Origin of the sequence: Mesorhizobium sp. M2E.F.Ca.ET.219.01.1.1, from assembly GCF_004016445.2 — a bacterium.
Classification (GTDB): domain Bacteria; phylum Pseudomonadota; class Alphaproteobacteria; order Rhizobiales; family Rhizobiaceae; genus Mesorhizobium.
Genome location: NZ_SADT02000001.1, coordinates 397,429 through 418,836, shown reverse-complemented (window position 1 = coordinate 418,836; position 21,408 = coordinate 397,429). Strand labels below are relative to the sequence as shown.

At 64.1% G+C, this 21,408-nt stretch carries 21 protein-coding genes and 1 pseudogene; 7 read left to right on the top strand and 15 right to left on the bottom strand.

Annotated features, from left to right (window positions below; all coding sequences use genetic code 11):
• Positions 1-15: 15 nt before the first annotated feature.
• The 5 genes from EN862_RS02045 to EN862_RS02025 form a co-directional block, all read right to left on the bottom strand.
• Entirely contained in the window at positions 16-378 is a 363-nt protein-coding gene (locus EN862_RS02045) for a hypothetical protein (RefSeq protein WP_127864219.1), read from the bottom strand.
• A gap of 1 nt (position 379) precedes the next feature.
• A complete protein-coding gene (locus tag EN862_RS02040) occupies positions 380-1,750 on the bottom strand; it encodes a glutamine synthetase family protein (RefSeq protein ID WP_127864218.1) in 1,371 nt (456 codons plus the stop codon).
• Positions 1,751-1,837: 87 nt separating this feature from the next.
• Positions 1,838-3,394, bottom strand: coding sequence for an amino acid permease (locus EN862_RS02035; protein WP_127864217.1), 1,557 nt, complete (start codon positions 3,392-3,394; stop codon positions 1,838-1,840).
• Positions 3,395-3,482: 88 nt separating this feature from the next.
• On the bottom strand, positions 3,483-5,021 hold the full coding sequence (locus EN862_RS02030; protein WP_127864216.1) for an amino acid permease: 1,539 nt from the start codon (positions 5,019-5,021) through the stop codon (positions 3,483-3,485).
• Positions 5,022-5,033: 12 nt separating this feature from the next.
• Complete coding sequence (locus EN862_RS02025; RefSeq protein WP_127864215.1) at positions 5,034-5,861, bottom strand: N-formylglutamate amidohydrolase; 828 nt, start codon at positions 5,859-5,861, stop codon at positions 5,034-5,036.
• A 143-nt stretch (positions 5,862-6,004) separates the two neighbouring features.
• Between EN862_RS02025 and EN862_RS02020 the strand changes: the two genes are divergently transcribed.
• Positions 6,005-6,829, top strand: a complete 825-nt coding sequence (locus tag EN862_RS02020; protein ID WP_127864214.1) for a MurR/RpiR family transcriptional regulator — start codon at positions 6,005-6,007, stop codon at positions 6,827-6,829.
• A gap of 101 nt (positions 6,830-6,930) precedes the next feature.
• On the opposite strand, the gene EN862_RS02015 is transcribed toward EN862_RS02020, so the two are convergent.
• The 6 genes and pseudogenes from EN862_RS02015 to EN862_RS01990 form a co-directional block, all read right to left on the bottom strand.
• Positions 6,931-7,338 (bottom strand): GtrA family protein, encoded by a 408-nt coding sequence (locus EN862_RS02015; protein ID WP_127864213.1) that lies wholly within the window; start codon positions 7,336-7,338, stop codon positions 6,931-6,933.
• Complete coding sequence (locus EN862_RS02010; RefSeq protein ID WP_127864212.1) at positions 7,335-8,156, bottom strand: ChbG/HpnK family deacetylase; 822 nt, start codon at positions 8,154-8,156, stop codon at positions 7,335-7,337. The genes EN862_RS02015 and EN862_RS02010 overlap by 4 nt, the downstream gene beginning before the upstream one ends.
• Entirely contained in the window at positions 8,153-9,121 is a 969-nt protein-coding gene (locus EN862_RS02005; RefSeq protein WP_127864211.1) for a glycosyltransferase family 2 protein, read from the bottom strand. Before EN862_RS02005 ends, EN862_RS02010 begins: the two co-directional genes overlap by 4 nt.
• Entirely contained in the window at positions 9,114-10,280 is a 1,167-nt protein-coding gene (locus EN862_RS02000; RefSeq protein WP_127864210.1) for a glycosyltransferase family 87 protein, read from the bottom strand. Before EN862_RS02000 ends, EN862_RS02005 begins: the two co-directional genes overlap by 8 nt.
• A gap of 121 nt (positions 10,281-10,401) precedes the next feature.
• Positions 10,402-11,438, bottom strand: a pseudogene (locus EN862_RS01995) (zinc-binding dehydrogenase).
• A gap of 4 nt (positions 11,439-11,442) precedes the next feature.
• Positions 11,443-12,684 (bottom strand): acyl-CoA dehydrogenase family protein, encoded by a 1,242-nt coding sequence (locus tag EN862_RS01990; protein ID WP_127864209.1) that lies wholly within the window; start codon positions 12,682-12,684, stop codon positions 11,443-11,445.
• Between the two features lie 115 nt (positions 12,685-12,799).
• Between EN862_RS01990 and EN862_RS01985 the strand changes: the two genes are divergently transcribed.
• From EN862_RS01985 to EN862_RS01960, 6 genes are all read left to right on the top strand, one after another.
• The gene (locus EN862_RS01985) at positions 12,800-13,615 is read left to right on the top strand and encodes an SDR family oxidoreductase (protein WP_127864208.1); all 816 of its coding nucleotides are present in this window, start codon (positions 12,800-12,802) and stop codon (positions 13,613-13,615) included.
• 39 nt (positions 13,616-13,654) lie between these two features.
• Entirely contained in the window at positions 13,655-14,140 is a 486-nt protein-coding gene (locus EN862_RS01980; RefSeq protein ID WP_281035842.1) for a MaoC family dehydratase, read from the top strand.
• Positions 14,137-15,174, top strand: coding sequence for a phosphotransferase family protein (locus tag EN862_RS01975; protein WP_127864207.1), 1,038 nt, complete (start codon positions 14,137-14,139; stop codon positions 15,172-15,174). The genes EN862_RS01980 and EN862_RS01975 overlap by 4 nt, the downstream gene beginning before the upstream one ends.
• Before the next feature lie 16 nt (positions 15,175-15,190).
• Positions 15,191-15,967, top strand: coding sequence for an SDR family oxidoreductase (locus EN862_RS01970; protein WP_127864206.1), 777 nt, complete (start codon positions 15,191-15,193; stop codon positions 15,965-15,967).
• A gap of 141 nt (positions 15,968-16,108) precedes the next feature.
• Positions 16,109-16,753 (top strand): TetR/AcrR family transcriptional regulator, encoded by a 645-nt coding sequence (locus EN862_RS01965; protein WP_127864205.1) that lies wholly within the window; start codon positions 16,109-16,111, stop codon positions 16,751-16,753.
• 165 nt (positions 16,754-16,918) lie between these two features.
• Positions 16,919-17,152, top strand: a complete 234-nt coding sequence (locus EN862_RS01960) for a DUF680 domain-containing protein (protein ID WP_127864204.1) — start codon at positions 16,919-16,921, stop codon at positions 17,150-17,152.
• Between the two features lie 78 nt (positions 17,153-17,230).
• On the opposite strand, the gene EN862_RS01955 is transcribed toward EN862_RS01960, so the two are convergent.
• The 4 genes from EN862_RS01955 to EN862_RS01940 form a co-directional block, all read right to left on the bottom strand.
• Positions 17,231-17,452: a hypothetical protein gene (locus tag EN862_RS01955; protein ID WP_127864203.1), complete on the bottom strand. Its 222-nt coding sequence runs from the start codon at positions 17,450-17,452 to the stop codon at positions 17,231-17,233.
• 86 nt (positions 17,453-17,538) lie between these two features.
• A complete protein-coding gene (locus EN862_RS01950) occupies positions 17,539-18,120 on the bottom strand; it encodes a sarcosine oxidase subunit gamma (RefSeq protein ID WP_127864202.1) in 582 nt (193 codons plus the stop codon).
• On the bottom strand, positions 18,113-21,106 hold the full coding sequence (locus tag EN862_RS01945) for a sarcosine oxidase subunit alpha (protein ID WP_127864201.1): 2,994 nt from the start codon (positions 21,104-21,106) through the stop codon (positions 18,113-18,115). Before EN862_RS01945 ends, EN862_RS01950 begins: the two co-directional genes overlap by 8 nt.
• The gene (locus EN862_RS01940) at positions 21,103-21,399 is read right to left on the bottom strand and encodes a sarcosine oxidase subunit delta (protein ID WP_040997306.1); all 297 of its coding nucleotides are present in this window, start codon (positions 21,397-21,399) and stop codon (positions 21,103-21,105) included. The genes EN862_RS01945 and EN862_RS01940 overlap by 4 nt, the downstream gene beginning before the upstream one ends.
• Positions 21,400-21,408 lie beyond the last annotated feature (9 nt).

Here is a 21,408-nt window from a genome sequence, read left to right as displayed (position 1 = left end):
ACACACTCCTGAAGTTCATTCTTCCAAGACAGCTGTCGTGCCGAACCAGACGTCTCCGACGTCCGGATCGCGCATGCCTTTCGATAGCCAAATCTTCACGACAGTCTCGATTATCTCTTCCAGCCCTGTTCCGTACTTGTGTTCCGCGACCCAGCTTTGGCCCCGGCCGGTTATCGAGATCGCTCCCTTTTCTAGGAGCCCCTTCAGCGCCTTCCGGGTGAAAGTCTCGAGGTCCTCGCCATCAAGACCGAATTCGTGCCGGCCGACGGGAATAACCTGCCACAGACCGACGGCATCGATATCCAGTTCATTTGGAACAAGCGTAACCCATTCTGCTGCCGACATATCGTAGCCGCGACGGCGCTTGCTCCAATCCATCCTAATACCGTTCAAAACCCCGATGCAGTTCCCAATCCGTAATGCGGCGGTCGTATTCGAACTGCTCCCAGCGGGCGGTGTGCACATAGTGGTCGATGACGTCGTCGCCGAAGGCCTGCTTCAGCATCTTCGACTTGGCCAGCGTCTCGGTGGCGTCGCGCAAGGTCTTCGGGATCTCCGGCAGCCGCGAGGCCTGATAGGCGTCGCCGACGAAAGGCTTCTGCAGCTCCAGCTTTTCGTCGATGCCGGCGAGGCCGGACGCGATCAAAGCGGCGAAGGCGAGATAGGGGTTCAAATCGGCGCCGCCGATGCGGCACTCCATGCGGATGCCCTTAGTGCCCTCGCCGCAGAGCCGGAAGCCGGCGGTGCGATTGTCCTCGCTCCACATGATCTTGGTCGGCGCGAAAGTGCCGGCCTGGAAGCGCTTGTAGGAGTTGATGTAGGGCGCCAGGAACCAGGTGAACTCCTTGGCGTATTTGAGCTGGCCGGCCGCCCATTGCTGGCCAAGCGTGGACAGCGTCCACTCAGCCTTCTTGTCGAAGAACAGCGGCGTCTTGCCGTCGGCGCTCCACAGCGAATTGTGGATGTGGCTGGAATTGCCGGCGAACCCGTAATTGTACTTGGCCATGAAGGAGATGGCCTTGCCTTCGGAATCGGCGATCTCCTTGGCGCCGTTCTTCAGGATGACGTGGCGGTCGGCCATGTCGAGCGCCTCGGCGTAGCGCACATTGATCTCTTCCTGGCCCGGACCCCATTCGCCCTTGGAATTCTCGATCGGGATACCGGCGGCTTCCATCTCGTTGCGAAGCCGGCGCATGACGCCTTCTTCCTTGGAAGTGATGCCTATCTGATAGTCGCCGATATAAGGCGAAGCGCTATCGAGCCCCTGCCAGTGCTTCTTGCGCGCCGAATCGTAGGTCTCGTTGAACAGATAGAATTCGAGCTCGGAGGCGAAATAGCCGATATAGCCACGCTCCTGCAGACGCTTGACCTGCTTCTTCAGGATGGCGCGAGGCGAATGCGCGAGATCGTCATGCGTGTGATGATCGAGCACGTCGCAGATGACCAGCGCTGTCTTTTCCAGCCATGGAATGCGCCGCAGCGTCGAAAGGTCCGGCTTCATGACGAAGTCGCCATAGCCCTTCGACCAGCTCGCCGCCTTGTAGCCCGGCACCGGCTCCATATCGATGTCGCAGGCCAAGAGATAGTTGCAGCCATGCGTCTCGCCATGCGCGGAATCGACGAAATACTGAGCCAGGAAGCGTTTTCCCGAGAGGCGGCCCTGCATGTCGACTATGCAGGCCAGCACCGTGTCGATCTCGCCATTCGAGACCGCCTTCTTCAACTGATCGAACGAGAAATTCCCGGCCATTCCTTTGGCGCTCCAGTGCTTGGTCGTTGAGAGGGAGAAACGAAGCCATGGCCGGCACAAGGCCGGCCATGGTCCACAATGCGCATATCAGTGGCCGGTCTCGCCGACCGCCTGTTCGGCCGCCTTGATCGCCGCCTGGCGCGCCGCGATGATGTCGCCCAGCGGCGGACCCTGGAAGCGGTTGCGCTCGAAGGCGAACCAGACGATCGCTGTCAGGATGAAGAAGCCGACGGTGATGTAGAGCGCCCAGTCGTTCGGCGGCTGGATGCCGATGACGAAGATCAGGATCATCGACACGATCGACAGGAAGGCGAACAGCATGAAGATGCCGCGGCCCATGTTCCACGGCCCCATCTTGTCCCACTTCGGCGTGCCCCAGGCCATCATGCCGAGCACGATCGGCACGGTGAAGGAAAGGAACAGGAAGATGACGGTGCAGGACACCACGATCGTATAGGCCGAGGTACCGGCGACCGAGACGACCGACGAGCCCCACACGAACAGCACCGACAGGATCGAGGCCGTCCAGATCGCGGCCACCGGCGTGCGGTAGGTCGGGCTGACCTTGGCAAGCGATGCCGAGCCTGGCAGGCCGCCGTCGCGCGAGAAAGCGAAGATCATGCGCGAGGCAGAGGTCACCGTGGCAAGGCCGCACAGGAGCTGCGAGATGAACACCACGAGGTAGACGAACTCCTTAACGCCGGTGCCGACGCGCTGGTCGAAGGCCCAGAAGAACACGTTCCAGCCCTGCTTGGCAGCGTCGTCCATGTTCGGGATCATCAGGACGAAAGCGGCGAGGAACAGGTAGCCGAAGACAGCCGACCAGATCACGGACATGACCATCGCGCGCGGCACCGACGAGGCCGCCTTGATGGTTTCCTCCGACGTATGCGCCGAGGCGTCATAGCCGGTGATCGTATAGATCGGCAGCAGCAGGCCGAGCGCGAAGACCCAGGCGTTCGACACCTGCGGCCACACGCCGCCGCCGGCATCGCCGGAATAGTTGTGGAAGGTGAAGAGACGGCTGAAATCCCAGGTCTCGGCCGAAAGCAGGCAGACCACCGCGATGAGGATCGAGCCGAAGAAGATCAGATAGCCGGAGAAGTCGGTGAGCTTCGCCGTCAGCTTGATGCCGAGGTGATTGATCAGCGCCTGGGCGCCGGTGATGATGACCAGGAAGATCATCTGGTTGGTCAGCGTGCCCTCGATGCCCAGCGCCGGGCCGAAGGCGCCGACGAAGAACGTCCAGGTGCCGACATTGATGGCGCCGAGCACGGTGATCAGGCCGAGCAGGTTGAGCCAGGCCGTCACCCAGCCGGTGCCGCGATTGCCGAGGATCGACCCCCAGTGATAGAGGCCACCGGCCGTGGGATAGGCCGAGCTGATCTGCGACATGGCCACCGCGAAGGTCAGCGACACAAAGCAACCGACCAACCAGCCGATGCCGATTCCGATACCGCCGGCGCCGGAGGTTGCCTGGGCCAGCGAGTTGATGCCGCCGGACAGGATGCAGATGATGGAGAAGGAAACCGCGAAGTTCGAGAAGCGGCTGAGCCGCCGCTCCAACTCCTGGGCGTAGCCCATGCTGTGGAGGTGTTTTACGTCCTCCGCCTTGTCTGACTCGGTATAGCCCGGTGTCGTCATGTCGGAATTCCCCTATGGTTCTTGGCTGGCCGGTGCTGCACGTCGATGCCCGATCGGCCTGGACCGATCGGGCGGCATTGCGTCGCCTTTAGCTCGCTGTCTGACCGACGGCTTTTTCCGCCGCCGCTATCTCCGCGGCGCGACGAGCGATGTCGGCACCGATAGGCGGACCCTTGAAGCGCCGCGATTCAATACCGAACCACAGGACCACAAGCAGAATGATCAGGCCGATGGCGTAGTTGATCAGGATGTCGAAGGGCGGTTGAATGCCGGCATACATCAGCACCAGGACGCCGAGCACGGTAACGATGGCGAAAGGCTTCGACCAGACGCCGAGACGGAACGGCCCGAATTCGGTCCAGGTCTTGCCTTCCGCCAGCAGGCCCGCCGCCACCGGCATGGCGTAGGAGACATAGAGGAAGAGAGCGCAGCCCGCCGCCAAAGCTGCGAAAGCCGGCGAATAAAGCGTGGCGGCGATCGACAGCACGACGCCGAGCCAGATGGCAGGCACCGGCGTGCGCCAGGTCGGCGAAACCTGCTTCCACAAGGACGACCCCGGCAGGCCTCCGTCACGCGAGAAGGCGAAGATCATGCGCGAGGTCGACGTCAGTCCGGCCAGCGCGCACAGATAATTCGACACCACGATGGCGATGCCGAGCAGATCCTTCAGCCAGGTCGGCGCCGGCAGGTTGTTGAACAGGTTGAACCAGGCATTGCCGCCGTCCTTGGCGGTCGCCACGAGATCGGGGCTCGCGACGACGAAGGAAACCGCCATGACGAAGCCGAAGACGAGAGACCACAGAACCGCGTGGATCATGCCCCTGGGCACCGCGACGCGCGCATTGTGCGTCTCCTCGGCGGTATGCGCCGAGGCATCGAAGCCGGTGATCGTGTAAAGCGGATAGAGGAGGCCGATCAGGAAGGCCACGAATGCCGTGCGGGCTGACGGAACATAGCCGCCGCCAAGATCGCCGGTCGTGTTGACGAAGGTCGTGAACCGCGACAGCTCGAAGCCATGCGCGCCCCAGATCAGGAAGGTCAGTGTCAGCACGACCGCGACAACGAGGATGAGGTAGCCCGAAAAGTCGGTCAGCATCGTCGTCGTCTTAATGCCGAGATGGTTGAACAGGCCCTGGGTGACGGTGATGAGAACGACCGCCGTCGTCTGCTGCCAGAAACCCCAGCTTGACGTGTCCCAGCCGAGAATCGGTCCCGCGACAAGCCCGGAAAACAGCAGGTAGACGCCGACATTCACCGAAGCGACGACGAAGATCAGGCCGAGCAGATTGATCCAGGCCGTCGCCCAACCCCAGCCGCGCCCGCCAAGGATCGAGGACCAGTGGTAGAGGCCGCCGGCGGTGGGATAGGCCGAGCCGATCTGGCCGAGCGAAGCCGCGACCACAAGCGCAAAGAGACCACCGATGATCCAGCCGACGGTAGCCTCGAAACCGCTGCCGGTGCCCATGGCCAGCGGGAACGACGTGATACCGCCGGCCAGAATGCAAATGATCGAGAAGGAAATGGCGAAATTGGAGAAGCCGCTCATGCGGCGGGCCAATTCCTGGGCATAGCCCATGCTGTGAAGGATTTTTACGTCCTCCGATTTCTCTGCGTGATCCGTTGTCATGTTGGAGTCCCCTTATAGTTCTTGGCTGGCCGTTCGTACTGACTTTCCCATTGCGCGTTGTCGGGAGCCCCTGGCCTCCTCGGGCTCCAGATTGGAAAATATGCCCGTGAGCAGATCCGCCCATTTCCGCTGCCCGGTCTCGCCGGCGATTTCGTCGTTGCGGATTTCGATCATCGCGCAGGCAAGGCCGCGCGAGCGCGCGTGCCGCTCCAGCGTGAAATAGACGCGGTCGGCCGGCGAATAGGGTTCGTTGACGCCGACGGTGACGCCGGCAAGCCGTTGCAGCGCCGAGATCAACGGCGCTGCCAGCCTGCGATCCTCATCATGGATGATGCCGATATGCCAGGGCCGGCTCTTGCCCTTGTAGACCGGCGTGAAGGAGTGCACCGACACCAGCCGCGTCTCCTGGCCACGCGCCAGCCGCCGCTCGATTATCTCGGCGATCGTGTCGTGGAACGGACGCCAGGCGAGGTCGACCCGGGCGGCGCGCTGCTTCTCCGAAAGACCGGCATTACCGGGAATGACCGTCGTTTCGCTGACCGGCGGCACCAGGTCCGGCGCGTCGAGAGGACGGTTGCAGTCGATGACGAGGCGCGAGACGCGGGTTTCGACCAAGGGAGCGTCCAACGCCTCGGCCATGCGGCTGGCGACAGGCAGCGCGCCGGGGTCCCATGCGATGTGGCGCGAAAGGTCCGCGGCCGGCAGACCGAGCGTTCCGAATTCGGCGGGGAGGAAATTGGAAGCGTGATCGCAGGTGAAGACGAAGGGGCTTGAGCCGTCGGGGTTGGACACCCTTACGGTCTCAGACGGGGCAAGGCTAGCGGGCCGAGCTTTCTCCATATCGTCCCCTGCGGGGCGCTGTATCTTATGTTACGTATTTTGTCTCATTGCGTCCCTGTGAATGATTTCATACAGTTTGAGCGGCTTTGTCAAACGCGAATTCGGGAAAACGGCGGCCGCGGGTCAACGGGTGGGGGAAAACCATGATTTCCAGCATTGCCGAACTGATCTCTGACCGTATCGGCGCGATGCCGGCCGGCGAGCGCCGCGCCGCCCAGACGCTGATTGCCAACTATCCTTTGACCGGGCTGAAGACGGTCGCCGAATTCTCGGCCGCGGCCGGCGTGTCCTCGCCGACGATCCTGCGTTTCGTCGCCAGGCTGGGTTTCCAGAACTACCCCGAATTCCAGTCGGCGCTGCAGGATGAACTGGCCGCGCAATTGCAGTCACCCGCCTCGCGCACGCTCAATCCAGGCTCGACCGGCGGCGCCGTCTCGCCGATGCTGGAGGCAACGCTCGACAATTTGCGCGAGACGTTCCGCCACCTTACCGATAAACAACTGGCCGACATCGCGGCGCGGCTTGCCGAGCGGCGTGGCAAGACCTTCCTCATCGGCGGCCGCTTCACCGATCCGCTGGCGCGCTACATGGCCGCCCATCTCGCCATCATCCAGCCGGATGTCTATCACCTCGCCGGCCAGGAGAGCATTTGGCGCGACCGCCTGATCGACATGGGCAAGCGCGACGTGCTGGTGATCTTCGACATCCGCCGCTACCAGGAAAGCCTCGTCCGCTTCGCCGAGAAGGCGCATCAGCGCGGCGTGCAGATCATTCTCTTCACCGACCAGTGGCTGTCGCCGATCGCCCGCTTCGCCCGCCATGTGATCGCCGGGCGTACCGCCGTGCCCTCGGCCTGGGATTCGTCCGCCGCTCTCTTCGTCGTCGCCGAAACACTGATCGGTGCGGTAACGAGGCAATTGGAAGCGGCCGGCGCCAAGCGCATCCGCGATCTCGAAAGCTTGCGATAGATCGGGATGACGGTTCGTTGGATCGCCATCCCGCTTCCGGCATGAGCAGATCATGGATCAGGTCCTGATATCGAGCCGCCGAATAGCGAAACTGCCTCGGCTTATCTCACCAGTCGCCCCTCGATCGACCAGCGCGCGGCCAGGAAGTTCAGCACGGCCGCCACCACGACGCCGATGATCTTGGCCGGCCACACGCCGATGGCCCCTGCCAGTGCCGCGATCGAGAGACTGGAAACACCAAGTGAAATCAGCGCTCCCAGCGAGACGAAGCGCAGGAAGGAGTGGTGCAGCCGGATGTCCGGGTCCCGCTCGAACGACCAGAAGCGGTTCGCCACGAAGGAGAAGAGAACCGCGACGAACCAGGCGCCGACATTGGCAGCCAAAGCCGGTGCTGCGAGCTTGAGCAGCAGGAAGAATGCGGTGAGGTCGATGCCGGTGTTGACCAGCCCGACCAAGGCGAAGCGAAGGATCTTGCTGCCGGTCGAACGCTGCGGCTGGCCGGCGCTCATGCCTTGCCGTCCATGACGCGGGCTCCGGCCTTGTCGAGGATGTCGCTGAAATCCCGCGAGGAAAGAACCGTGTGCTCAACCTCGCGCACGGCCTGCATCGGGTCTCGGGCGCGCAAAATCTCATCGACATGGCCCGGATGGCACATGAACACGCCTTGTTCGGGCAAGCTATCGACGGCGGCGCGCAGCGTTGAGGCGAATCTCTCCGGCTGCCGCCAGTCATAGATCCCGGAAAGCGGCGTCATGACGTTAAAGCCGGCCCGTCGCATCGATCCGTTGAACCCCGCGGCCAAGGCGGCGACCGCCGCGATCTTGGGCGCCGCCGCATCCATGCCCGGAAGTCCCGGCGCCCCTCTTAGCGCCGGTTTGCGCGCGCTTGCCCCGAACCGCGCGAGCAACCAGTTTCGCACCATGGGAAGAAAATGCACATGCTGGTGTCCGTCGATATAGTCGGGCGGGCCACCCAGCGCTTCGACGAAGCGGTCGTATTGCGCGTCGAGCTCGGCATGAACGTCCCGCTCGTCGATACGCCCGCGCCGCACCGGCAGCGCAAGGGATGCGAGCCCGGGCAGCTTGCCGTCCGGCGCCAGGCTGGACGGTCCGGTCGCGGCGACCTGATCGGTGAGGGTCAGATGCAGCCCGACGGCAGCCTGGCGGCGGAACGGCCTGATGCGCGCCGCCGCCTCCTCCCACTCGGGAAAACCGGTCATGCAGCCGGTTCCGGTCAGGCGGCCGCGCTCGATCAGCTCGAGGATCGCGTCCGACACGCCCGGCGCCAGCCCGTAATCGTCGGCAATCAAGCGGACCGACCGGGTCATTCGCCGGGGGTGGCCTGCTCGGCGGCGTTGCCCTGCAGGACATCGCGCACGATATAGACGGGCCGGTCCTTGCTTTCGCTGAGCGTCACCCAGACATATTCGCCGATCAGGCCGAGCAGTGCCAGGTTGAGGCCGCCCAGCAACACGACGGCGACCATGATGCTTGGATAGCCAGGCACGGCGATGCCGTAGAAGAGCACCTCGAAGAGCACTTTCACGCCATAGGCGAGACCGGCAAATGCCGCCAGCAATCCGATAAGGCTGATGATGCGCAGCGGGATCACGGAAAACGAGGTGAACCCTTCGATCGAGAACGCGATCAGGTTGAACCGGCTCCATTTCGACGTGCCGCCGGCGCGGCTTTCCGGCGAATAAAGCACCGCCTTCTGGCGAAAGCCGGCCCAGGCGAACAGGCCCTTGTTGAAACGACGCTTGTCGCGCACGCTGGTCAAGGCGCGCGCCACCGCGCCGCGCATGACGCGGAAGTCTCCCGCATTTTCGGGGATATCGAAACGCTGGCTGCTGTTGATCAGCTTGTAGAAAAGCCGCGCCAGCTGGCTGCGCCGCCAGCTCCCCTCGCGCCGGTCGTTCTGCGCATAGACGACATCGATCTTCGGGTTGTCGACCAGCTCGCCGATCATCTTCAGGCTGATGTCCATGGAATGCTGCAGGTCGGAGTCCATGATCAGGACCAGGTCGCCGCGGGAATGGTCGAGGCCGGCGAGCACCGCCGCTTCCTTGCCGAAATTACGGCTGAGCCGCACGATCTCCCAGGAGCCGGACAGCGCCGCCGCGAATGTCTCGGCGCTGCCGTCATGGCTGCCGTCATCGACGAGTATCTTGCGCACGGTCATGCCGAAGCGCTCCGCCACGGCAGCCTCGAGCCTGTCGAGCAGCCCGACGAAGGCAATCGCGGATTCGGCCTCGTTGAAGAACGGCGCGATGACGTCGAGCCTCTCAGCCATGCGCGACGGCTCCCGTGGCCGGCATCTTCTGTTTGCCTCGCGCCCAGAGCCAACCGATCAGCAGGCATGCAACAATGCTGATGCCGATTGGCCGGAACCACGGGTGGAAAAGGTCGTGCAGCCGCGTATCGACGCTGGTCAGTCCAGTGACGAAGAGGAGCACAGCCAGCGACCATCGCATGATCACGGGTCCCTTCTCCCGCCACAGCAAAGCAATGGACAGGCCTGCCGGCACCGCCACCATGGCATAGGTGTTCTGCTCGACCCGCGGATTGAAGACGCACATATAGAACGCCGCGGTGAGGAAAATGGCCAGACCGCTGACATTCGGGTCCAGCTTGCGGTCGAACTGGAGCACCACCCACAGCGTAAGCAAGCCCGCGGCGACGCGCACGCTCGTCGCGTCAATGTCCGGGAGCGTCATCCCAAACCTTGTGAAGGGCGCCGTGAAATCGGCCGGGACGAAGGGGCCGGTCGGGTCAACAGTCATCGAAGTGAGCATCCGGAAGAAATCGTAATACTGGGCGTTGATGTAGCCCGCGGGTGCAAAACCGTAGGGGATGACGAGCACGACAATCACCGCCAGCGCCAGGACCGGTATCAGCCTGGGACGCAGCGCGCCCACCAGCAGCAGCATGATGATCGCCGTCGGCTTGGCGATGATCGCAAGCATGGCCCAGAAGAAGCATTCGGCGCGGCGCCCCTCGAGTGACGACAGCGTCAGAAACCAGCACGCACCGGTCAGCAGGATCGTCGCCTGGCCGTTGCGAAGCGCTCCCAGCGAAACCGGCAGGGCGAGGAAGAGACCGAAGGACAGGAGCCATGTCTGCTCCTCGCCGCCCACCTTGCGGACCTGGCGCATCGCGGCAAAGGTGAGCGCCCCGAAGCCCAGCGCGTGCCACAGGATGTTACCCAGATATGGCCCGAGTTTCAGCAGGGGGACGTAGAGGACGGCGAAGGCGGGAGCGTATAGGTACCCCATGGCGACTTGGACCTGATACAGAGGTTGGCGGTTCAGGAAAGCTTCACTGCCATATCGATAGATACGGATCACCGAGCGTGTCTCGGGCGACCATAGCACCAGGCCGAGCACGACCAGAAACGACCCCACCCACAGCCAAAATCCCAAACGGTCGAAAACTGGCTTGGAAATTATCATCGAATGCCCCCACCCAACGCTCGAAGCGGGATCAGTCAAGCACCGTCCCGGCATTTTGATGGCGGCATATCATGGCCAAAACAACGGAGCATAGCCGCCGCCGGCCCGCCGTCCGGCGATATCATGGTTTTATGAACACCTTTCCATTGGGCTTGGCGAGCTCGGCCGGCAGCCGTGCCATCGCCTCGTCCAGCGGCACGACCGCCGTGACGTCGGTCGACCAGCGTCCGTCGGAAAAGCGCTTCTGCGCCTCCAGCACCGCCGGACCCAGCCTGTCGCGGAACTGGCGCATCCATTCGGCCAGCCAGAAACCCTCGACGCGTTTGTGCTGGAAGATCAGCTGCCCCGGCTCGCGGATCACCGTCGGCTCAGCGTCAAGCCGGCCATAGACGATCCAGCGCGCGCGTTTCGGCATGGCATTGAAAATAGTCGAAGCCAGCGGGCCGGTGACCGCGTCGAGGAAGATGCGCGGCTGCTCGGCCTTCATGGTTTCGCGCAGCATGGCCTCGAAATCCGCCGCCTTCTCATTGAGCACGTGGGCGGCGCCGAGGTTCTTCAGCAGCTGGATCTGCTCATCACGGCGCACGGTGACGATCGGGCGAAAGCCTTCCTCCTTCGCCAGCCCGATGATCAGCTTGCAGAGCTGGCTGGCGCCGGCGGTCATGATGAAGGCCTTTTCGCCCTCCTCTCTGACGATGTCGAACATGGCCAAGGCGGTCAGCGGGTTGACGATCATCGCGGCCCCATCCTCGTCGCGCACCGTGTCGATGAGCGGGATGCAGGACGCGGCCTCGGCAACCGCATAGTCCGCCCAGGCGCCCCAGTTCGACACGCCGGTGGCGAAGGCGACGCGCTTGCCGGCAAGGCTTTTTGCGTAGGGCCGTCGCCGGTGGCGACGACGACGCCGACGCCTTCGAAGCCCGCCGGACGGCCCTTGACCCGCGGCTGGCCGTACTGGCCCTTGATGAAGGCGACGTCGGAGGGGTTGATCGAGGCGAGGCTGACCTTGATCAGCGCCTGTGTCGTACCGGGGGCCGGCACGGCTATGCTGCCGGGCTCAAGGTAAGGCTCCATTGCCTCCAGCGCGGCCGCAGAAGGCGTCTTTGTATAGCCGTCGCCGACAAGCAGCAGACCTCGCATTTGCGATGGAAGCGTCATGGCGTCAGACCTTTTCCTGCGTGTATTTCTTCAGTTCCGTGCGCGCCACCTGGCGCCGGTGCACGGCGTCCGGCCCGTCGGCCAGCCGCAGCGTCCGCAAATGTGTCCAGGAGCGGGCAAGCGGCGTATCCTGGCTGATGCCTTGCGCGCCGAACATCTGCACCGCCTCGTCGGTGACCTTCAGCGCGACGCGGGGCGCCACGACCTTGATCTGGCTGATCCAGGGCGCGGCCGCGCGCGCGTCCCCCTGGTCGATCATCCACGCAGCCTTGAGGCACAAGAGCCGCGCCATCTCGATCTCCATCCGGCATTCGGCGATGATGTCGAAATTGGCGCCGAGCTTGGCCAGCGACCGGCCGAAGGCCTCACGCCGCACCGAGCGCTGGCACAGCATCTCCAGCGCCATCTCGGCCTGGCCGATGGCGCGCATGCAGTGATGGATGCGGCCCGGCCCCAGCCGCCCCTGCGCGATCTCGAAGCCCCTGCCCTCGCCGAGGATCAAATTCGCCGCCGGCACCCGCACATTGTCGAATCGCAGATGCATATGGCCATGCGGGGCGTCGTCGTCGCCATAGACCTGCATTGGCCGCAATTTGGTGATGCCCGTGCTGTCGGCGGGCACCAGGATCATCGAGTGCCGGCGATGCTGCGGCTCCTGGTCCGAGCCGGTCCTGACCATGACGATATAGATGGCGCAGCGCGGATCTCCGGCGCCGGACGCCCACCATTTCTCGCCGTTCAGCACATAGTCGCCGCCCCGTCGCTCGCAGCGCATCGAAATGTTGGTGGCGTCCGACGACGCCACGTCCGGCTCGGTCATCAGATAGGCCGAACGAATCCTGCCCTCGAGCAGCGGCTCCAGCCAATCGCGCTTGTGCGCTTCCGAGCCGTAACGCTCCAGCACCTCCATGTTGCCGGTGTCGGGCGCCGAGCAGTTGAAGGTCTCGGCGCCGAGATGCGCCTTGCCCATCTCCTCCGCCAGATAGGCATATTCGACGGTGGAAAGACCGTAGCCGCGTTTGGAATCGGTCAGCCAGAAATTCCACAACCCGCGCTCCCGCGCCTTCGTCTTCAAGCCTTCGAGGATCTCGGTCTGCCTGGCGGTGTAGGCCCAGCGGTCGCCCTCCTTGCCGATTTCGGCCAGAAACTCCTCGCCCAGCGGCGCGATCTCGTCGCGCACCATCGCCGCCACGCGCTGGTGGATCGGCTTCAGCCGCTCGGTCATGCCGAGATTCATGTCCGCCATCGCTTCCGGCCCTTTCGCAGATAGATCTTTACCCGTGGCAAGGATGACCGTACTTCGGCTAGCCTTGTCAACGCGAGTCCCTCGCCGGTTTGATCGAGGGTGCGGGAGGAATGCGATGAGCTATCTGGACAAGCTGTTCTCGGTCGCCGGCAAGACCGCGCTGGTGACGGGCGCGGCGACCGGCATCGGCCGCATGGTGGCGACCGGCCTGGTGCGCGCCGGTGCTCATGTGATGATCGCCTCGCGCAAGGGCGAGGATTGCGCCAAGGTCGCCAACGAATTGAACGCGCTCGGCGGCGCCGGCCAGGCCGAAGGCTTTGCCGGCGACGTGTCCAGCGAAGCGGGCATCGCCGCACTTGTCGCCGAGGTCAAGGCGCGCACGGAGCGCCTGCACATCCTGGTCAACAATGCCGGCATTTCCTGGGGCGCGCCGCTGCAGGATTTCCCCTACCATGCCTGGGCCAAGGTGTTCGGCGTCAACGTCACCGCCGTCTTCCACCTGACCAGGGAACTCTTGCCGCTGCTCGATGCCGCGGCAAGCGACGAGGACCCGGCCCGCGTGATCAATCTCGGCTCGGTGATGGGCACCCAGCCGCTGGCCGACGACGCCTATTCCTACGCGGCCTCGAAAGCGGCGGTGCATCATCTGACGCGCACGCTGGCAATCGAGTTCGCCGCCCGCCGCATCACCGTCAACGCCTTTGCGCCCGGTCCTTTCCAGAGCCGCATGACGGCCTTCGCCACCGCGACCGAGGAGCAGGCGAAACATGTTGGTAACCATGTTCCGCTCGGCCGCATCGGCGTGGCGGATGACATTGCCGGCGCAACGCTTTATTTGTGCAGCCGTGCCGGAAGCTATGTCACCGGCGCCATCCTGCCCATCGACGGCGGCCAGTCGGTGCAGCATGGAATGACGTTGTTCAAGGAATAAGACCCCGGTTCAAGGAATCCGGGCGGGGGTGCGGAGGACATCAGCGTGGAACCGATCAGTCTCGATACGCTTCTGGCAAGCGTCGGCAAGGAGGTCGGCGTCTCGCCCTGGCGAACGGTGACGCAGCGCATGATCGACCAGTTCGCCGACGCGACCGACGACCACCAGTTCATCCACTGCGATCCGGAGCGCGCCGAGCGCGAGACGCCGTTCGGCGGCACCATCGCGCATGGTTTCCTGTCGCTTTCGCTTTTGTCGGCGATGACCTTCGAGACCATGCCGCCGCTGGAAAACACCAAGATGGGCGTCAATCACGGCTTCGACACGCTGCGTTTCCTGGCGCCGGTGAAGACGGGCGCGCGCATCCGCACCCGCTTCGTGCTGGCCGACGTCAAGGTGAGGCCCTCCGGCTGGGTGCAGACGGCGCATGACGTGACCATTGAGATCGAAGGCTCGAAGAAGCCCGCCCTGACGGCGCGCTGGCTGACTTTGACGCTGATCGAGCGTCAGCCCGAGAACGCATGAGCGGCGAGGCCGGCGCCATAGATAAGGCGGTGCTTGCGCCCTATCTCGAGGCGCATATTCCGGGCTTTGCCGGCCTTGCTTCGATCGAGAAATTCAAGTCCGGCCAGTCCAATCCGACCTATCTGTTGACCGCTGCCAGCGGCCGCTATGTGTTGCGCGCCAAGCCACCGGGACAATTGCTGAAATCCGCGCATCAGGTCGACCGCGAATTCCGGGTGATGCGGGCGCTTGCCGGCACGGCTGTGCCGGTGCCGCGCATGCTGCATCTTTCGGGCGAAGAATCGCCGATCGGCCGCATGTTCTACGTCATGGAATATCTCGACGGCCGCATCTTCTGGGACCCGTCCCTGCCCGATGCGTCCGACAGTGGCGAGCGCGCCGCGATCTATGACGCGATGAACGCCACGCTGGCAGCCCTGCACGATGTCGACGTGGAAGCCGCAGGCCTTGGCGATTTCGGCAAGCCCGGCAGCTATTTCGAGCGCCAGTTCGCCCGCTGGACGAGCCAGTATCGCGCTTCCGAGACCGAAACCGTCGCCGACATGGATCGGCTGATTGCATGGCTCGAAACTCATATGCCGGCCAATGACGGTCGCGTCTCGCTTGTCCATGGCGACTACCGGCTGGACAACATGATGTTCGCGCTCGATGCGCCGAAAGTCATCGCGGTGCTCGACTGGGAGCTGTCGACGATCGGCCACCCCTTCGCCGACCTCGCCTATCAATGCATGCAATGGCGGTTGCCGCATGCCTCGGGCTTTCGCGGCCTCGGCGGCGTCGATCGCGCCGCTGCCGGCCTGCCGTCCGAGGAGGCCTATGTCGCAGCCTATTGCAAGCGGCGCGGCATCGGGAAGATCGACAACTGGACCTTCTTCCTGGCCTTCTCATTCTTCCGTCTGGCGGCGATCTGCCAGGGTGTGTATCGGCGCGCGCTCGACGGCAATGCCTCCAATCCCGAGAAGGCCAGGACCTACGGAGAGGCCGTCAAACTGCTTGCGGCGCTGGCGGTGGAACTGATCGACAAGAAGAGCTAAGGCGGAGAGCGGATAAATGGGCCGTTTCAACGGGGCGACCGTCCTCATCACCGGCGCGACGGGCGGTCTCGGCAGCGGCGCGGCAAAGGCCTTTGCCGCCGAGGGCGCGCGGCTGGTTCTTTCCGACCTCAACGAGGCCGCGCTTGCCGATTTCGCGGCTACTCTCGACGCCGAGACGGCGATCCTTGCCGGCAACATCGCCGATGAAAAGCTCTCGGAGGATCTTGTGCAACTGGCCGTCGAAAAATTCGGCCGGCTCGACATTGCCGTCAACAATGCCGGCATCGTGCACAGCTTCGTGCGCCTGCCGCAGGTCACATCCGAGGAGGCGCGCCGCGTGGTCGAGGTCGACCTGCTCGGCGTCTTCTATGCCATGAAGCACCAGATCCCTCAGATGGGGCGCCAGTTCAGGGAAAGCGGCAAGGGCGGCGTCATCGTCAACATCGCTTCGGTCGCCGGCCTCTCCGGCGCGCCCAAGCTTTCGGTCTATGCCGCCGCCAAGCATGGCGTCGTCGGGCTGACGCGCTCGGCGGCCGTGGAATACGCCAGCAAGGGCATTCGCATCAACGCGGTCTGCCCGGCGCATACGCGCACGGCGATGGTCGACGGCTTCGTCCGCCTCACCGGCGCGCCTGAAGCCGAAGCACTTGCCGAGCTCACGCGCGGCGTGCCGATGAAGCGTGTCGGCGAGGTCGACGAGATCACCACCGGCATCCTGTTCCTCGCCGACCCGGCCAATTCCTTCATGACCGGCCATGCCCTGGCGCTCGACGGCGGCATCGGGGCGATCTGAGCAATTCCAGGAAAGTGCTTTGCGGTTTTCCGGCCGGAATTGCGTTTGGAGCGCACGCAAGGGAACCAGCCTGCTCTCTTGTCCGTTTCCGTACAGCGTATATAATTTCGTCAGGCAACCAACGACAAAAGGCAGCGGACATTGACGCTGAGCGTTCAGAAACGCCGCGAAAAACAGAAGGCGGAGCTGCGCTCCGAACTCGTCGCGGCAGCTCACAAGCTGGTGCAGGAAGAAGGCTACGAAGGCCTGACCATCCGCAAGCTCGCCAAGCGCGTCGGCTATGCGCCGATGTCGGTCTATTCCTACTTCGCCGACAAGCAAGACATCCTGTTCGCGCTCGCCGAGGACGCCTTCGAAACGCTCGCCCGCCGCATCGAGGAGCACCCCGCCGACGACCCGGTCGAGGCGCTCAAGGCGGTAATGACCGAATACGCCGCCTTCGGGCTCGGCAATCCCAACGAATACCGCACCGTCTTCATGACTGAGAAGACCAAGCTGCCGGAGGGGCGCAGTTACGAGGAGATGGAAGAGGGCAACCCCGCCATGAAGGTGCTGATCAAACGTGTCGAGGCCTGTGTTGCCGCGGGCAGGCTCAAGGGCGATCCGCGCGCCATTGCCACCATGCTGTGGACCGTCGGTCACGGCACGATTTCGCTGCTGATCACCTTCCCCTTCTATCCGTTCGGTGATCCCCAGGCCTATGTGAAGCGGATGTGCGATTTCATGCTGGCCTCTTTGTCGGCGCAGGATATCCCCCCGCTCACCGAAACACCTGTCAACTGCTGACCGGCGTTTGCGCCGCTTTTCCGTGATGCCGATCGCTTGGATTCGCGGCGACGAATTCTTACGTTCAAGAAAAGTTGTCGTACGCGTACAAATTGCCTCTTGAATTCAGCTTCCGTTAACCGTATCTGTACGCTGTATCGTACATGTACGAACTGGAGACGGAAAATGAAGAAGACCATCCTCACCCTCGCTGCCGTCCTGGCTTTCTCGGGCGCCGCGTTTGCCGGCGCGAGCCAGCCGGCCAAGCATGCGCCGGCTGCCTGCAACCAGACCAACGCCAACGTGGCCCTCGATTGCACCGCGACCGGGTCCGTCGAGAAGGCGGACACCACCAAGACCCAGCCGAAGAGCCCGAAGCTTGGCATCGACGTCAACCCGTGGTTCGTGCCCGGCCTGTAAGCGCTACTGGTAAGATTTCAAACGAAACGGGCGGCACTTGGCCGCCCTTTTCGTTTTGTCTGTCGCTTCGAGTAAAGCCTATTTCTTGCGCGATTTCGTTCCCGCCACGGTCTTGGCCTTGCCGGGCTTGGCCGGGGCGCCGGGAATGGCGCTACTGGTAATTGATACGGGGTCGCTGGCCGGAAAAGTATCCTCGAGGCCTTCCTCGAGTTCTTCTTCCTCGATCTCGTGCCTTTCATGCTCCAGCGATCGGACAGCCGCCGTCTTCTTCGGCGACTTCGGCGCGGTTCTGGACGGCATCGGCGATCTCCCTCGCAGGCTGCGGAAACGGACAGGGCCGGCAATGGTTCCGGCTGCGCGGCTATCCGAGGCCGCAGCGTGAAAGATCAGTTCGCCGCGTCGCTCGCCGCTTCCGAAAGCAGAGTAAAGACATAGTCCGAGAAGGAACGCCAGCATTCCACGCGGAAGCTATCTTCCGCGGTGCGCAGCAGCACGATCTCGGATTTGCCAAGGATGGTGCGCGAGGCCGCTCCGACCGGGAAGGCCTCGAGCGACAGGTCTTGCGGACAACCTGAATTGACCGTCACGGCGGCCGCTGGTCCGGCGACAGAAATCCCCACATTCCGATGCGAGATGCCGACCGCCGAATGCAGCGCGGTGACCTTGGCGCAGTCGGCGAGCGGGTCATTGCCGGCCTCGTCGATGATCATCCATTCGTCCGGGCCGAGCCACAGTGCGGTGCGCCCGTCCTTCATGGCCGAGGTCTTCGGCTTGACCGGCAGCGTCAAGCCGAGCGCCTTGGAAAGCGCGGCAAGCGAAGCCTGCGGCGCGCGCAGCGAGATGCGTTCGGCCGGCGGCAGCATCTCCACCTTCACGCCGGGCGCCGACAGTGTGCGGCCGGCAAGCGCGGGGCGGCGCTCGACGGAAGCGGATGCAGCGGCTTTTGTCTTGGCAGCAGCCTTAGCCATTGAGGCGTTCTCCCTTCTCGTCGACGAACACCATGCCGGTGACTTCCACCTCGATCGTGCCGTTCGGCATCGGCACATAGAGCGTCTGCCCCATGCGGTCGCGGCCGCCGGCAACCAGCGCCAGCGCGATCGAACGGCCGCAATTCTCCGACCAGTAGCTGGAGGTGACGTGGCCGATCATCTTCATCGGGATCGGCTGTTTCGGATCCGCGACAATCTGCGCGCCCTCTTCCAGCACGACTTTCGGGTCCTTGGTCTTCAGCCCGACAAGCTGCTTGCGGCCCTTGGCCACCAGGTCGGAGCGGGTCAGGCCACGGATGCCGACGAAGTCGGTCTTTTTCTTACCGACCGCCCAGTCTAGCCCGGCATCGTTCGGCGTCACCGTGCCGTCCGTGTCCTGCCCGACGATGATGTAGCCCTTCTCGGCGCGCAGCACGTGCATCGTCTCGGTGCCGTAGGCGGTCGCACCATGCTTCTGGCCCTCGGCCCACAACGCTTCCCAGACCGCTTCGCCATAGTCGGCCGGCACGTTGACTTCAAAACCGCGCTCGCCGGTGAAGGACATACGGAACAGCCTGGTCGGCACGCCGCAGATCTTGCCCTCGCGCACCGACATATGCGGCATCGCCTCGTCCGACATGTCGATGCCTTCGACCAGCGGCGCGATGATGTCCCGCGACTTCGGCCCCTGCACCGCGATCACCGCCCATTGCTCGGTGATCGAGGTCAGCCAGACATTGAGATGCGGGAACTCGGTCTGGAGGTAATCCTCCATATGATTCATGACACGCGGCGCGCCGCCCGTGGTCGTCGTCACGTGGAAACGGTCCGGCGCAAGCCTGCCGACGACGCCGTCGTCATAGATGAAGCCGTCCTCGCGCAGCATGATGCCATAGCGGCAGCGGCCGGTTTCCAGCTTCTCCCACGGATTGGTGTAAAGCAGCTCCATGAACTTCGCCGCGTCCGGCCCGACCACCTCGATCTTGCCGAGCGTCGAGGCGTCGAACAGCCCGCCCACTTTTCGCACCGTCACGCATTCGCGATTGACGGCGGCATGCATGTCCTCGCCCGCCTTGGGGAAATACCAGGCGCGCTTCCAGTGGCCGACATCCTCGAACACCGCACCTTGCGAAGCGGCCCAGCCATGCGTCGCCGTGCGCCGGGTCGGGTCGAACAGCGCGCCGCGCGCGTGCCCGACGATCGAACCGAAGGTCACCGGCGTATAGGGCGCACGGAAGGTGGTGAGGCCGACCTGCGGGATCGGCTTGCCAAGCTCCTCGGCGGCGATCGCCAGGCCGTGCATGTTGGACGTCTTGCCTTGGTCAGTCGCCATGCCGTTGGTGGTGAAGCGCTTGACGTGCTCGATCGAATGCATGCCTTCATGCACCGCTTGGCGGATATCCTTGGCGGTGACGTCGTTCTGGAAATCGACGAAGGCCTTGACCGTGGTGCCCGGCCCGGCGCCGGGAGCGGCGCCCAGCATGCCGCGCGACCAGCTCTCGCCGGCATCGACTTTCGGCTTGGCGCCCTTCCCGGCCTTGCCGCCGGCATCCTTCGCCGCCTTGGCTCCGGCCGCATAGGCCTCGTCGACCGTTGCGTCCAGCCCGTCGGTGCCGTTGCTGGCGCCGACCGAGACGCAATCCTGCGCGTAGGTGCCGGGCACGAAGCGCTTGGTCTCGTCGTTGAAGGCGACCTTGCCGCGCGACTGCGAGAACAGATGCACCGACGGCGTCCAGCCGGCCGACATCAGGATCGCGTCGACCGGGATGGTGCGTTCGCCGCCGCCATTCTTCGGCTGCACGGTCATGGATGACACGCGCAGCTTGCCGCCGGCGCTCACCACCGCGCGGCCGAAATTGATCTCGATGCCGAGCGCCCTCGCTTCGTCGATCACCGGACAGGTCGGATTGTCTCGCAGGTCGACGATGGCCGCGATGTTGACGCCGGCCTTCTTGAGATCGATCGCCGCGGCATAGGCGGAATCGTTCGCCGTATAGACGCCGACATTCCTGCCCACCGCGACGCCATAATGGTTGAGATAGGTGCGCGCCGCGGACGCCAGCATCACGCCGGGACGGTCGTTGTTGGCGAAGACCATGTGACGCTCGATGGCGCCGGTGGCGATGACGACGCGGCCGGCGCGGACCTGCCACAGGCGCTCGCGCGCAAGCTCGCGGCCCGGGCTCTTGAGATGGTCGCTGACCCGCTCGACCAGGCCGACGAAATTCTGCGCGTAATAACCAAAGGCCGTGGTGCGGGAGAGCACCCGCACATTGTCCATTGCCTTGAGCTTCGCGATCGCGCCTTGAGCCCACGCATAGCCGTCCTGGCCGTCGATCCTGGCGCCGCTCTCGAAGCGCAGGCTGCCGCCGAATTCGGCCTGCTCATCGGCGAGGATCACCCGCACGCCCGTTTCGGCGGCGGCAAGGGCAGCTGCAATGCCGGCGGCGCCGCCGCCCAACACCAGCACCTCGCAATGCGCGTAGCGCGCGGCATAGTGGTCCGGGTCCGGCTTCTCGGGCGAAACGCCGAGGCCGGCCGCAGCGCGGATATTCGGTTCGTAGAGATCCTTCCAGGCCCATTTCGGCCACATGAAGGTCTTGTAGTAGAAGCCGGCCGAAAACAGCGGCGAGGCGACGTCGTTGACGGCGCCGACGTCGAAGGCGAGCGACGGCCAGCGGTTCTGCGAATGGGCTGTCAGCCCGTCATAGAGCTCCTGCACGGTGGCGCGAACATTCGGCGTCTTGCGCGCATCGTCGCGCACGATCTGCACCAGCGCGTTGGGCTCCTCCGCGCCGGCGGACAGGACGCCGCGGGGTCGGTGGTACTTGAACGAACGGCCGACCAGATGCACGCCGTTGGCCAGCAGCGCCGAGGCGAGCGTATCGCCCTCGATGCCGGCATAGGATTTGCCGTCGAACCTGAAGGAGGCGGTCTTCGCCTGGCTGAGGCGCCCGGCGCCGGAGATACGGAACAGGGCGGTCATTTCGAGGCTCCAGGCAGCTTCGCGGGCTTCGGCTCGCCGGCCTTGTAGGTCATGACGAACTTGTCGGTGACGGTGTCGCGCACCGCGTTGAAGAAGCGCGCGCAGCCATGGATGTGCCGCCAGCGCTCATAGATGACTCCCTTCGGATTCGCGCGGATGAAGAAGAATTTCTCGAAATCGTCGTCGCTCTCGGCGGCAATGTTGGTGGGGCGCGCGATATGCGCCTCGCCGGCATTGCGGAACTCGAGTTCCGGGCGCTCTTCCTCGCAATAGGGGCAGCGGATGAGAAGCATTTTTCGGTG

Bases quoted from the DNA above. Each gene is read 5' to 3' on its own strand.
- EN862_RS02045 (WP_127864219.1), bottom strand. From the start codon at position 378: ATGGATTGGAGCAAGCGCCGTCGCGGCTACGATATGTCGGCAGCAGAA.
- EN862_RS02040 (WP_127864218.1), bottom strand. From the start codon at position 1,750: ATGGCCGGGAATTTCTCGTTCGATCAGTTGAAGAAGGCGGTCTCGAAT.
- EN862_RS02035 (WP_127864217.1), bottom strand. From the start codon at position 3,394: ATGACGACACCGGGCTATACCGAGTCAGACAAGGCGGAGGACGTAAAA.
- EN862_RS02030 (WP_127864216.1), bottom strand. From the start codon at position 5,021: ATGACAACGGATCACGCAGAGAAATCGGAGGACGTAAAAATCCTTCAC.
- EN862_RS02025 (WP_127864215.1), bottom strand. From the start codon at position 5,861: ATGGAGAAAGCTCGGCCCGCTAGCCTTGCCCCGTCTGAGACCGTAAGG.
- EN862_RS02020 (WP_127864214.1), top strand. From the start codon at position 6,005: ATGATTTCCAGCATTGCCGAACTGATCTCTGACCGTATCGGCGCGATG.
- EN862_RS02015 (WP_127864213.1), bottom strand. From the start codon at position 7,338: ATGAGCGCCGGCCAGCCGCAGCGTTCGACCGGCAGCAAGATCCTTCGC.
- EN862_RS02010 (WP_127864212.1), bottom strand. From the start codon at position 8,156: ATGACCCGGTCGGTCCGCTTGATTGCCGACGATTACGGGCTGGCGCCG.
- EN862_RS02005 (WP_127864211.1), bottom strand. From the start codon at position 9,121: ATGGCTGAGAGGCTCGACGTCATCGCGCCGTTCTTCAACGAGGCCGAA.
- EN862_RS02000 (WP_127864210.1), bottom strand. From the start codon at position 10,280: ATGATAATTTCCAAGCCAGTTTTCGACCGTTTGGGATTTTGGCTGTGG.
- EN862_RS01990 (WP_127864209.1), bottom strand. From the start codon at position 12,684: ATGGCGGACATGAATCTCGGCATGACCGAGCGGCTGAAGCCGATCCAC.
- EN862_RS01985 (WP_127864208.1), top strand. From the start codon at position 12,800: ATGAGCTATCTGGACAAGCTGTTCTCGGTCGCCGGCAAGACCGCGCTG.
- EN862_RS01975 (WP_127864207.1), top strand. From the start codon at position 14,137: ATGAGCGGCGAGGCCGGCGCCATAGATAAGGCGGTGCTTGCGCCCTAT.
- EN862_RS01970 (WP_127864206.1), top strand. From the start codon at position 15,191: ATGGGCCGTTTCAACGGGGCGACCGTCCTCATCACCGGCGCGACGGGC.
- EN862_RS01960 (WP_127864204.1), top strand. From the start codon at position 16,919: ATGAAGAAGACCATCCTCACCCTCGCTGCCGTCCTGGCTTTCTCGGGC.
- EN862_RS01955 (WP_127864203.1), bottom strand. From the start codon at position 17,452: ATGCCGTCCAGAACCGCGCCGAAGTCGCCGAAGAAGACGGCGGCTGTC.
- EN862_RS01950 (WP_127864202.1), bottom strand. From the start codon at position 18,120: ATGGCTAAGGCTGCTGCCAAGACAAAAGCCGCTGCATCCGCTTCCGTC.
- EN862_RS01945 (WP_127864201.1), bottom strand. From the start codon at position 21,106: ATGACCGCCCTGTTCCGTATCTCCGGCGCCGGGCGCCTCAGCCAGGCG.
- EN862_RS01940 (WP_040997306.1), bottom strand. From the start codon at position 21,399: ATGCTTCTCATCCGCTGCCCCTATTGCGAGGAAGAGCGCCCGGAACTC.